We start from the raw sequence: 11,635 nt of genomic DNA, 5'->3' as shown, positions 1-11,635 counted from the left end.
GGAACACCATCGACGCCAGCGCCGGCGGCAGGTCCTGCTTGCGGATCTGCGCCAGCGCGGTCGCGATCGACGTCTCCGGGCCGAGGATCACCGGCTCGGTGGTCATGAGGCCGCCGGCCGTGTCCTCGTCGTAGGACAGCAGGCGACGCACGTCCTTCGCCTCCTCCGGCTCCATGAGCTCCAGGAGGCGGGCGGCCTGCTCGTCGGGCAGCTCGTTGAGCAGGTCGGCGGCGTCGTCGGGCTGCATGGCCTCGAGGACGTCCGCGGCTCGGTCGGAGTCCAGGCGGGACACGATGGCGACCTGGTCGTCCTCCGGCAGCTCCTCGAGCACGTCGGCCAGACGCTCGTCGTCGAGCGCGCTCGCCACCTCGAGGCGCCGGGTGTCGCCCAGCTCGTGCAGCACGTCCGCCAGGTCCGCCGGGCGGAGGTCCTCGTACGCCTCCAGCAGCTTCGTGGCCCCCTGCTCCTCGGTGGAGCCGGCCAGCCCGGTGACGGCGCCCACCGGGACGACGAGCGTCTCCCCGCGCCGGCGCAGCGACAGCCCGCGGGCGGGCTGCTTGCGGCGCACGAAGAGCTGGTCCACCAGCCAGTCGCCCGTGCGCTGGCGCGTGATGGACAGGTCCTCGACCGTGGCCTCGCCGGAGCCGTCCGTGAAACGCACGGTGCGGTCCAGCAGCTCGCCCAGCACCAGCGACTCCATGGCGCGCTGCTCGAACCGGCGCATGTTGAGCAGGCCGGTGGAGATCACCTGGCCCGCGTCGATCGCGGTGACCCGCGTCAGCGGGAGGAAGACGCGTCGCCGGCCGGGGACCTCGACGACCAGCCCCACCGCGCGGGGCGCGCCCTTGGCGCGGACCAGCACGACGGCGTCGCGCACGCGCCCCACCTCGTCACCGATCGGGTCGAAGACCTGGGTGCCGGCGAGGCGTGCCATGAAGACCCTGGTTGCCGCGCTCACGTCGGTCAGCCTACGCGGGGCGGGCCCGTCGGTCCTGGTAGCGGGCGTGCGGCGCGGGTGGTGTGGTGGTGCAGGGCCCGCGACTGGGCCAGACTGGGCGAATGAGCTTCAGCCGCCCGAACGCCGTGCCCCGCGTCCCGACCCTCCCGGCGGGCGACGAGGTCGCCGCGTACGACACGTACCTCGAGGCCCAGCAGGCCGTCGACTACCTGTCGGACCACAAGTTCGCCGTCGAGCACGTCACCATCGTCGGCACCGACCTGCGCATGGTCGAGCGCGTCACCGGGCGGCTCTCGTACGGTCGGGTCGCGCTCGCGGGCGCCCTGTCGGGTGCGTGGTTCGGCTTCTTCGTCGGCCTGCTGCTCAGCCTCTTCGGCGGCGCCGGCATGGGCGGCGTGCTGCTCGTCGGCATCGGCCTGGGTGCCGGCTTCGGCCTGCTGTTCTCGGTGCTGTCCTACGCGCTGACCGGCGGGCGTCGCGACTTCACCTCGTCGTCGCAGATCGTCGCGTCGACCTACGCCATCCTCTGCGCCGCCGAGCAGGCCGGCGAGGCCCGGTCCATGCTCCGGGAGTCCCCGGGCGGGCTCGGCAAGGCGCGTCGTGGTGCGGCCACCGCCACCCCGCCGGTGGGGTCGCCCGCCGTCGGCGCGCCGGCCGCGCCCGTGGCTCCCGCCGCGCCGCGCACACCCGATCCTCGCTGGACCACCCCCAGCGGGGCCCCGCGGTACGGCGCGATGCGGCCCGCCGGGGAGCAGGGCCCCTCGCCGGAGCCCCAGAGCCCCGCGCCCCAGAGCCCTGCTCCGCAGGAACCGGAGCCGCAGGGCCCCCCACCAGGCACCCACCAGCCGGAGCCCCGGCAGCCGCAGGAGGGCGACCCGGAGCAGCCGAAGGCGCCGGAGCACGACGACCCGTACCGCCCGCCGCAGCCCTGAAACGCCCTGCCCGGATCTGTTCGGCAGCGCCTTGATCTGATCGGCACGTCGGCCTGCCGAAGAGATCAACGCGGTGCCGAACAGATCCGCGCTCACGGGGGCGGCGGCAGCAGCGGATGCTGCCGCAGCGTCCGTCGGAGCGCCTCCGGGAAGCGCGCGGTCAGTGCTCGCGTGACCTCACCGATGCGGGAGCTCCCGACGGCGGTCACCCGGACGGGGTTGACGCCGGTCGCACGGATGGCATCGAAGCGCTCCTTCTCCCGCAGGAGCTCCTGGGCGGCGTGGTGGCCGGGCCGCACGCCGCCGTCGCGGTACTTCACCAGTCCGTCGAACTCCGCGTACACGGACCAGTCCGGCCAGCCGAGGTCGCAGTGGAAGACGCCGCGTGCGGTGGCGATCGGCGCCTGCGTGATCGGGCGGGGCAGGCCGGACCGGAGCGCCACGTACCGGAGCCAGGTCTCCCAGGCGGAGTCGGCGCCGGCGTCCGCATGGTCCAGGACCCACCTCGCCCGGCGCGTGCCGTTGCGCCGGCGCGTGACCCCGAGCGCGGCACGGCACTCGTCGAGGTCGACGCCCCGTGCGAGGGCGTGGTCGGCGATCACCAGGCCTTCGAGGGGATGCATCGACCGGGCACAGTCCGCCACCGTGCGCGCGAGGGCCGTGACGGGCAGGCCGTCCTGTTCCACGCGGTGTGCGGAGGGCACGGTGCTGAGGTGCCGCTCGAGGTCCGCCGCGGCGCCCCCTGACCGGCGGTACGCCTGCACGACGTGCGTCACGGCGGGGACGCGCCACAGCCGGAGACCGTGGAGCACGGCAGCGGTCTCGTGGCTGAAGACGTGGTCCGCGTCGAGCTGGCGGTGAGCGGCCGCGGCGAGCGCACGGGCACGCCGTCGTGCCGTCTGGGACCGGTGCTCGTCGCGGGGCTTCTCGACCGTTCGGTATGCGCCGCGACGCAGCCGCTCGAGCTCACCGGCGCGCCGCGCCTGATCCAGCACGTGGCGCTGGAGCTCGCCTGCGAGAATCACCGGCTCGTCGTCGATCATGCGGACGAGCGTGCCGCAGCGTCCCGCCTTCCGGCGGCGGCCTGTGGACGGGCGTCGTCTGTTCGGCAGCAGGTGGATCTCTTCGGCATGCTCACGTGCCGAAGAGATCCACGCAGTGCCGAACGGACGAGCGGGATCAGCCGCGCAGGCGCGCCATCCAGGCCTCGACGTCCTCGGGACGGCGGGGGAGGGCGGCGGACAGGTTCTCGTTGCCGTCGGCGGTGACCAGCACGTCGTCCTCGATGCGCACGCCGATGCCGCGGTACTCCTCGGGCACGGCGAGGTCGTCGGCCTTGAAGTACAGCCCCGGCTCGATGGTGAAGACCATGCCGGGCTCGAGCACGCCGTCCAGGTAGAGCTCGCGGCGCGCCTGCGCGCAGTCGTGGACGTCCAGGCCGAGGTGGTGGCTGGTGCCGTGCACCATCCAGCGGCGGTGCTGCTGGCCCTCGGCGGAGAGGGACACCTCGGCGGTGACGCCGTCGGGCAGCAGACCCCACTCCTCGAGGCGGGCGGCGATGACCTCCATCGCGGCGGCGTGGATGTCGCGGAACTTCGTGCCGGGCTTCGCGACGGCGAACGCGGCGTCGGCGGCGTCGAGCACCGCGGTGTAGATGCGGCGCTGCACGTCGGTGAACTCGCCGTCCACGGGCAGGGTGCGCGTGATGTCGGCGGTGTAGAGGGAGTCGACCTCGACGCCGGCGTCGAGCAGCACGAGCTCGCCGGTGCGGACCACGCCGTCGTTGGTGATCCAGTGCAGCGTGGTGGCGTGCTCGCCGGCGGCGGCGATGGTCTCGTAGCCGACGGTGTTGCCCTCGAGGCGGGCGTGCGCGTCGAACGTCGTCTCGATGACGCGCTCGCCGCGGCGGTGCGCGACGGCCTTGGGCAGCGCCGGCACGACCTGCTCGAAGCCCTCGATGGTGCGGGCCACGGCCTCGCGCAGGTGCTCCAGCTCGAGCGCGTCCTTCACCAGGCGGATCTCCGACGTGGCCTCGACGAGGGACTCGTCGTCCGCCTCCGCCTCGACCCCGGCCTCCTCGCGGATGGCCTCGACGAGCGTCTCGATGTTCTCGTCCGCACCGGTCACGACCAGCACGCGCACGCCGTCGGCGCCGACGTCCTTGGCCAGCGCGTCGCGCAGCTCGTCGACGTGGCGGGCCTCGACGCCGGTGAGCGTCGTGACGTCGTCGAGCGACGGCCGCGCGCCCACCCAGAACTCGCCGTAGCGGGAGTCGGCGTAGAACTCCTCGGTGTCGCGGGCCGCGAGCGGGCGCACGTACAGCACGGCGTGGTGGTGGGTGCCGTTGCCGCTGCCGTCGGGGTCGCCCTCGCCGTCGGCCACGGGGTGGAGCACGAGCACGGCGTCGGGCTCCTGGTCGGTGCCGAGGCCGGTGAGGTGCGCGAACGCGGAGTGCGGGCGGAACCGGTAGTCGGTGTCGTTGGAGCGCACCTTGAGCGGCCCGGCGGGGACCACGAGGCGGGCGCCCGGGAAGCGGGCGGACAGCGTCGCGCGGCGCTCGGCCGTGTACGGCACGGCCTCGCCGGGCTCGACGCCGAGGTCGGCGCGCTCGCCCCACTGCGAGGTGATGAACGACTTGAACGCCTCCGAGACGGGGCGCTGGGAACGGTTGCTGCCGCGGTCCTCGCTGCTCGCGGGGGCGGTGGGCGAGGTCTCGTCGACGGGGGTGGTGTCGGTCATGGTCCCCAGTGTCCCACCCGCGCGGAGGGCCCGGGCCGGGGTCGGAGACGGGGTCGGTCAGGCGCGTGCGAAGTCGTGCAGCGCCCGCGTGAGCACCTGGTTGAAGGCGGCGGGGGCGTCGGAGTTGACGTCGTGGCCGGCGTCCGGGACGACGACGAGCGCGCCGCGCTCGGCGGCCGCCACGTGCCGCGACTCCTCGAGCCGCATCCGGTCCCGCGCGCCGTTGACGAACCACACGGGCACGCGCAGGGCCCGCGTGCTGGCCACCGACGAGCGGCCGGCGAGGTGCGTGAGCGCGTCGGTGACGATGTCCCAGCCCGGCCGCGGCACGGCGTCGCCCAGGAGCGCCGCGACCTCGAGCCCGCCCGCGCGCGACCGTCCGCCGGTGATCGCCGAGCGCCAGGCGACGCCGGCGTCGCGCAGGCCGCGGCGCAGCGCCGTCGTGCCGGTGACGGCGAGGTGCGCGACGTCGCGGAACAGCGCCACGGGCTTGCCCTTGGGGTCGGACGAGCAGCCCGCCGCGACGACGCCGGCGAGCGGCGACCCGGCGGCGGCCGTCGCCTGGTGTGCTGCCCATGCGAGCGACGTGTACCCCCCGAGCGAGAGCCCCACCACCACGACGGGCCGGCCGGCGCCGAACGACCCGGCCGCCTCGTCGAGCACCTCGAACGCGCGGGGCATGGAGAACCGCTCGCGGTGCAGGGCGCCGTGCGCGGGCAGGTCGACGGCGACAGCGTCGTGCCCGGCGTCGCGCACGTGCTCCACCTGCCGCTCCCAGATGGCCGACGACGTGCGCATCCCGTGCACGAAGACGATCCCGGCCCGCTGCGGTGCGGGGTCGGCGCCGAGGGCGGTGCCGAGCGCGGCGGGCACGGCGGGGGCGGGGGTGGCGTCGGCGCTGAGGAGGTTCATCGCGAACGATGGTGCCCTGCCGGTCGGGGCGTGTGGGGGGAGGCGGCGGCGGGCGCGGTGGAGAGGTTGTGCCCATTCCTTCACGGGGCCGGTGCGGCGGGAGTGTCCGACGTCGCACCGCGCGGAGGCCGTTTCGGGCGTGCGGGCCCGCGGCGCTCCCTAGAATCGGTGATCGTGACGCCGCCCCGGATCGACCTCCACACCCACTCGCGGGCCTCCGACGGCACGGACTCCCCGCGCGGCGTGCTCGAGGCGGCGGCCGGTGCCGGGCTGGACGTCGTCGCCCTCACCGACCACGACACCACCGCCGGCTGGGCCAAGGCCGCGGACGCCGTCGTGACAACCGGCGTGGCGTTGGTGCGGGGCACCGAGATCTCCACGCGCGTCACGACCGAGGGCGGCAGCATCAGCGTGCACCTGCTGTCCTACCTGCACGACCCGGAGGACGCCGTCCTGCTGGCCGAGTGCGACCGCACCCGCGACGACCGCCTGACGCGGGCCCGGCGCATGACCGAGCGCCTCGCGGAGGACTTCCCGCTGACGTGGGACGACGTCGTCGCGCAGACGGGCGACGACGCGACGGTGGGCCGCCCGCACCTCGCGGACGCGCTGGTCGCGGCGGGCGTCGTGGCGTCGCGGGACGAGGCGTTCGCCACGATGCTGCACCCGGGCGCGCGCTACTACGTGCCGCACTACGCCCCGGACACGGACGCCGCGGTGCGGGCGGTGCTCGGCGCGGGCGGCGTGCCCGTCATGGCGCACCCGGGCGCCGGGGCGCGCGGTCGCACGGTGAGCGAGGAGACGATCGCATCGCTCGCCGCGGCGGGCCTCGCCGGGCTCGAGGTGGACCACCGCGACCACGACGCGGCCACCCGCGACCGGCTGCGCGGCCTGGCGGGGGAGCTGGGGCTGCTCATCACCGGCTCCAGCGACTACCACGGCACGGGGAAGCTCAACCGCATCGGGGAGCGCACGACCGCTCCCGAGGTGCTCGCTCGGATCGAGGAAAGAGGTCTGCTGGACGTGATCCGCCCGTGAGCGCGGTGCTGGACACCGCGCTGTTCACCGAGGTGTTCGTCACCCTGTTCGTCATCATGGACCCGCCCGGCACGGTGCCCGTGTTCCTGGGCCTGACGTCGGCGATGGGGGCCAAGCAGCGCAACCGCGCCGCGCGGCAGGCGATCCTCGTCGCGTTCGGCGTCATCGTGGTCTTCGCCCTGTTCGGCCAGCAGGTGCTGCACTACATGGGCATCACGCTGCCGGCGCTCCAGGCCTCCGGCGGGCTGCTGCTGCTCCTCATCGCGATGGAGCTGCTCACGGGCAAGATGGAGGAGCCGTCGCCGTCGGGCAACAAGGGCGTCAACGTGGCGCTCGTGCCGTTGGGCACGCCGCTGCTGGCGGGGCCGGGCGCGATCGTCGCGACGATGGTGTTCGTCCAGCAGACCCGGGTGTCGGACGACGGCGGTGCTCCTCAGCTGATCGCCATCGCGGTGGCGATCGTGCTGGTGCACGTGTGCCTGTACCTGTCGATGCGGTTCGCGAACGTCATCCACCGGGTGCTGCGGGAGTCGGGCGTCACGCTGGTGACCCGCATCGCGGGCCTGCTGCTCGCCGCGATCGCGGTGCAGCAGATCGCCACGGCGGTCACCGAGTTCGTCAAGATGGCGCAGTAGCGCCCGGGGTACGGCCGGCTGCCGGGACCCCGCCACCACAAACATGGGATGTTAGGGTCTTTCGGTGTCCGATCCCGTCGTGCCCCCGGCCGCGCCCATGACGTCGCCGATCTCCCCGCCCCGCAAGGTCTCCGAGCTCGTCGTCGAGCACCTGACCGACCTCGTCGAGCGGGGGGAGTGGCCCGTCGGGTCCCGCATCCCCGCCGAGCCCGAGCTCGTCACCCAGCTCGGCGTCGGGCGCAACACCGTGCGCGAGGCCGTGCGTGCGCTGGAGCACGCGGGCATCCTCGAGCCGCGGCGCGGCGACGGCACCTACGTGCGCGCCGCCAGCGGCCTGGACGCCGCCATCGGGCGCCGCGCGCGCACCTCCGACGCGCTGCAGGTGCTCGAGGTGCGCGCCGTCCTCGAGCGCGGGGCCGCGCGGGTCGCCGCCGGCCGGGTCGCCGCGGGCGGGCACGACGACGGCGCCCTCGCCGCGCTGCGGACGGCGCTCGACCGGCAGGAGGCCGCCGCCCGCGAGGGCGGCGAGGACGACTTCCGGGTCGCCGACGTCGCCTTCCACGCCGAGCTGGTGCGCTCCGCCGGGAACACCCTGCTCGCCGAGCTCTACGACGGCATCGACCACGTGCTCGTCCGCACCCTCGCCACCGACGCGCACGGCCGGCACCACCGCGACGTGCCCGGCCACCGCGAGGTCGTCGACGCCGTCGCCGCCGGGGACCCCGACGCCGCCGAGCGCGCGGTCGAGGCCACGATGGCCGCCGTCCACGCCCACCTCGTCGCCCAGGCGGACGCCACGACGGGGCCGGCGTCCGGCACGACGGCGGAGGTGGACGCGTGAGCCTCCGCCGCCCGCTCGGAGCGGGGGCCGTCGTCGCCATCGTCCTCGCTGCGCTCAACCTCCGCCCCGGCGTCGTCGCCGTCTCGCCCCTGCTGGGCGAGATCCTCGCGGAGGAAGGGCTCAGCGCCACCGCCGGCGGCGTCCTCACGACGCTGCCCGTCCTCTGCTTCGGGCTCCTCGCCCCCGTGGCGCCCGGGCTGGCGCGCCGGGTCGGCCTGGAGCGCGCCCTGTTCGGCAGCCTCGTGCTGCTGTGCCTCGGCTTCGCGCTGCGGCTCGTGCCCGGGATCGCCCCGCTGCTGGTGGGCACGCTCGCCGTGGGCTCCGCGATCGGGCTCGGCAACGTGCTGCTGCCCGCCCTGATCAAGCGCGACTTCGCCGACCGGGTCGGCCTGATGACCGGGTTGTACTCCATGGCCCTGTCGGGCGGCGCGGCGCTCGCCGCCGGCCTCACGGTGCCGATCGCCACGGCCACCGGCATGGACTGGCGCGCCGCGCTCGCGTCGTGGGGGCTGCTCGCCGTGGTCGGCGCCGTCGTCTGGGCGCCGCGCGCGCTGCGCTCGACCGGCGTGGTCGCCACCCTCCGGCCCCCGGGCGCCACCCCCGCCGACGCCGTGCGGTCGGTGTGGCGCAGCCCGCTGGCCTGGGCGGTCACCGTGCTCATGGGCACGCAGTCGCTGTCGTTCTACGCCGTGAACGCGTGGCTGCCGGAGATCTTCGTCGCCGCGGGCCGGAGCGTCGCGGTGGGGGGCTGGCTGCTCGCGCTGACCAACCTGCTCGGCATCGTCGGCTCGTTCGTCACGCCCGTGCTCGCGGGCCGCATGCGGCGGCAGCGGGGGATCGGCGTCGTCATCGTCGCGCTCATCACCACCGGCCTGGTCGGCCTGATCCTCGCGCCCGACGCCGCCGTGCTGTGGGTCGTGCTGCTCGGCCTCGGCCAGGGCGGCGGCATCAGCCTGGCGCTGACCCTCATGGCCCTGCGCACCGAGAACGCCGCGCGCACGTCCGAGCTGTCGGGCATGGCGCAGAGTGCGGGCTACGTGCTGGCCGCCTGCGGCCCGCTCGGCCTCGGCGTCGCGCACGACGCCACCGGCTCGTGGACCGCGCCGCTGGTGCTGCTCGTCGCGGCGTCGCTCGTCCAGGGCGTCGCGGCCTGGTTCGCCGGGCGGGACGAGATCGTCCGCTGAACCTCTCTTTCCCAGAGGCAAGAGCTCTCAGAGGCCCACGGGCTCGAGCGTGACGCGCACGGTCGCGCCCGGCCCGAGGCCCTCGGCCACGCGTACCGCCTTCTTCATCGGCAGCACGTAGCCCCGCTGCTCGTCACTGGGGAACACCGACGTCGACCAGGTCGTGGCGCCGACGGTGACGGTGACCTTGATCGACCCGAAGCCGCGCGGCGGCAGGGGAAGGTCGGCCAGGGTGTCGGACTCCTCCGGCGGCACCGTGACGAACCACCACGAGTCCGTGCGGACCTGCCACTGCCACAGCGGGGCGGAGAACGTCAGGCGCATGCCGGCCACGCTACGACCCGCCCCGGACATGCCCCGGACATGCATCGAGCGTGCTGACTTGCTCCTCCGACGACGGGTGTGAGGAGCAAGTCAGCACGCTCGACGCGCGCCGGGGGCAGTGGCGGGAGGGTCAGCCCTCCGACGGGGCCTGCGGGGCGGAGGACCCGCCCTCGACCGGGCGGCCGCCGCGGGTGCGACGGCGGTTGCGGCTGCGACGACGGCGCTGCTCGCCGTCGCGCTGCTCGCCCGCACCGGACGCCGCCGCCTCGGAGCGCTCGCCCGCGCCGTCCGCCGAGCCCTGGCCGGAGCGCGAGCCCTGGCCGGAGCGGGAGCCGCCACGACCGCCGCGCGAGCCGCCGTCGCGACGACCGTCACGACCGCCGCGGTGGCCGTCGCGCTGGCCGCCGGAGGAGCTGGTGCGCTTGCCCGTCTCGCCGAGGTCCTCGAGCTCTTCGGCCTCCAGGCCGCCCAGCTGCTGCTTGCTCTTCGGCAGGCGGCCCTTGGTGCCCTCGGGGATGCCCAGGTCGGAGAAGAGGTGCGGCGAGCTCGAGTACGTCTCGACCGGCTCCGGGAACCCGAGGTTCAGCGTGCGGTCGATGAGCTGCCACCGGGGCACGTCGTCCCAGTCGACGAACGTCACCGCTGTGCCCTGCTTGCCCGCGCGGCCGGTGCGGCCGATGCGGTGCAGGTAGGTGCGCTCGTCCTCGGGGCACTGGTAGTTGACGACGTGCGTGACGTCGTCGACGTCGATGCCGCGCGCCGCGACGTCCGTCGCGACGAGGACGTCGATGTGGCCGTGCCGGAACGCGCGCAGGGCCTGCTCGCGCGCGCCCTGGCCGAGGTCGCCGTGGATGGCGCCGGCCGCGAAGCCGCGGTCGCGCAGCTCGTCGGACACCTTCGCCGCGGTGCGCTTGGTCCGGGCGAACACGATGGTCCGGCCGCGGCCCTCGGCCTGCAGCAGGCGGGCGAGCACCTCGACCTTGTCCAGCGCGTGCGCGCGGTAGACGACCTGGCGCGTGTTCTTCACGGTCGCGCCGTCGTCGTCCGGCTCGGCCGCGCGGATGTGCGTGGGCTGCGACATGTAGCGGCGGGCCATCGAGACGACCGGGCCGGGCATCGTCGCGCTGAACAGCATGGTGTGCCGCACCGCGGGCGTGCGGGCGAGGATCTTCTCGACGTCGGGCAGGAAGCCCAGGTCGAGCATCTCGTCGGCCTCGTCCAGCACGACCGTGGCCGCGCGGGTGAGGTTGAGGTGGCCCTGGTTGAGCAGGTCGACCATGCGGCCCGGCGTGCCGACGACGACCTCCACGCCGCTGTTGAGCATCTCGATCTGCGGCTCGTACGCGCGCCCGCCGTAGATCTGCGCGATCCGCACGGAGCGCTTCTTCGAGGCGGTGGCGAGGTCGTTCGCGACCTGCACCGCGAGCTCGCGGGTCGGCGCGACGACGATCGCCTGCGGCTTGCCGGGGGCGGGCAGCTCGTCGTAGCCGGCCTCGCCGGGCGCGACGACCCGGTGCAGCAGGGGCACGCCGAAGCCGAGGGTCTTGCCCGTACCGGTCTTGGCCTGGCCGATGATGTCGTGACCCTGCAGGGCCACCGGCAGCGTCATCGCCTGGATGGGGAACGGGTGGGTGATGCCGGACTCGCGCAGGGCCTCGACGATCTCGGGGCGCACCCCGAAGTCCGCGAAGGAGACGTCCTGCGCCTGGATGGCGGCGGGGGTGGAGTAGTCGGGCTCGCCGGTGGCGGGCGCCGTGGGGGCCGCGGTGGCGGCGGGTTCGGTCGTGGTCACGGGTACCTTCGTCTGCTCGTCGGCGCGCGCGAACCGGGCTCCCGATCGGGCCGGAGATCCGGCGACGGGCCGTGTTCGGGTCGCAAGGAGCGCCGAGGTGGTCGGCAGCCGATCGCGGAAGAACGTCGCTCAGGCTCGGCAGGGATCCCGCCGGGCCGCTGCGGTCGAGTCAGTGGATTGAGACCCATGGCGTGACGACCGGGCAACCGAAGTACATGCCCATGGTACGCGACGGGTGCCGGATCAGGGTGTGACGTGGCCGGTCGCCTCTATCCCGAGG

11 protein-coding genes are annotated in these 11,635 nt (G+C 74.7%); 5 read left to right on the top strand and 6 right to left on the bottom strand.

Annotated elements, in window-relative coordinates; genetic code table 11:
• Positions 1–958: magnesium transporter MgtE N-terminal domain-containing protein (locus tag ACFWEK_RS12025; RefSeq protein ID WP_430554197.1), on the bottom strand; the 958-nt coding region annotated here is incomplete at its 3' end.
• 101 nt (positions 959–1,059) lie between these two features.
• On the opposite strand from ACFWEK_RS12025, the gene ACFWEK_RS12020 reads away from it, so the two are divergent.
• Positions 1,060–1,890 carry a general stress protein gene (locus ACFWEK_RS12020; protein WP_430544965.1) on the top strand — a complete coding sequence of 277 codons (831 nt, stop codon included), beginning with the start codon at positions 1,060–1,062 and terminating at the stop codon, positions 1,888–1,890.
• Between the two features lie 92 nt (positions 1,891–1,982).
• On the opposite strand, the gene ACFWEK_RS12015 is transcribed toward ACFWEK_RS12020, so the two are convergent.
• The 3 genes from ACFWEK_RS12015 to ACFWEK_RS12005 all read right to left on the bottom strand — a co-directional run bounded on the left by ACFWEK_RS12015 (position 1,983) and on the right by ACFWEK_RS12005 (position 5,541).
• Positions 1,983–2,933 carry a hypothetical protein gene (locus ACFWEK_RS12015; protein ID WP_430554196.1) on the bottom strand — a complete coding sequence of 317 codons (951 nt, stop codon included), beginning with the start codon at positions 2,931–2,933 and terminating at the stop codon, positions 1,983–1,985.
• A 136-nt stretch (positions 2,934–3,069) separates the two neighbouring features.
• Positions 3,070–4,629, bottom strand: coding sequence for an aminopeptidase P family protein (locus tag ACFWEK_RS12010; RefSeq protein WP_430554195.1), 1,560 nt, complete (start codon positions 4,627–4,629; stop codon positions 3,070–3,072).
• 57 nt (positions 4,630–4,686) lie between these two features.
• Positions 4,687–5,541, bottom strand: a complete 855-nt coding sequence (locus ACFWEK_RS12005; protein WP_430554194.1) for an alpha/beta fold hydrolase — start codon at positions 5,539–5,541, stop codon at positions 4,687–4,689.
• Positions 5,542–5,715: 174 nt separating this feature from the next.
• Here ACFWEK_RS12005 and ACFWEK_RS12000 point away from each other — a divergent pair, with 174 nt between their 5' ends.
• The 4 genes from ACFWEK_RS12000 to ACFWEK_RS11985 all read left to right on the top strand — a co-directional run bounded on the left by ACFWEK_RS12000 (position 5,716) and on the right by ACFWEK_RS11985 (position 9,239).
• The gene (locus ACFWEK_RS12000) at positions 5,716–6,579 is read left to right on the top strand and encodes a PHP domain-containing protein (protein WP_430554193.1); all 864 of its coding nucleotides are present in this window, start codon (positions 5,716–5,718) and stop codon (positions 6,577–6,579) included.
• Entirely contained in the window at positions 6,576–7,214 is a 639-nt protein-coding gene (locus ACFWEK_RS11995) for a MarC family protein (protein ID WP_429728043.1), read from the top strand. The genes ACFWEK_RS12000 and ACFWEK_RS11995 overlap by 4 nt, the downstream gene beginning before the upstream one ends.
• 64 nt (positions 7,215–7,278) lie before the next feature.
• Positions 7,279–8,055, top strand: a complete 777-nt coding sequence (locus tag ACFWEK_RS11990) for a FadR/GntR family transcriptional regulator (protein ID WP_430544970.1) — start codon at positions 7,279–7,281, stop codon at positions 8,053–8,055.
• A complete protein-coding gene (locus ACFWEK_RS11985; RefSeq protein ID WP_430554192.1) occupies positions 8,052–9,239 on the top strand; it encodes a CynX/NimT family MFS transporter in 1,188 nt (395 codons plus the stop codon). The genes ACFWEK_RS11990 and ACFWEK_RS11985 overlap by 4 nt, the downstream gene beginning before the upstream one ends.
• Positions 9,240–9,266: 27 nt before the next feature.
• Here ACFWEK_RS11985 and ACFWEK_RS11980 read toward each other — a convergent pair whose 3' ends face one another.
• Positions 9,267–9,563, bottom strand: coding sequence for a DUF1905 domain-containing protein (locus tag ACFWEK_RS11980; protein WP_430554191.1), 297 nt, complete (start codon positions 9,561–9,563; stop codon positions 9,267–9,269).
• A 130-nt stretch (positions 9,564–9,693) separates the two neighbouring features.
• The gene (locus ACFWEK_RS11975; RefSeq protein WP_430554190.1) at positions 9,694–11,355 is read right to left on the bottom strand and encodes a DEAD/DEAH box helicase; all 1,662 of its coding nucleotides are present in this window, start codon (positions 11,353–11,355) and stop codon (positions 9,694–9,696) included.
• Between the last annotated feature and the right edge of the window lie 280 nt (positions 11,356–11,635).

It is taken from the genome of Isoptericola sp. NPDC060257 (genome assembly GCF_042726645.1).
GTDB lineage: Bacteria > Actinomycetota > Actinomycetes > Actinomycetales > Cellulomonadaceae > Isoptericola > Isoptericola nanjingensis.
This window is presented reverse-complemented; position numbering and strand designations above follow the sequence as displayed.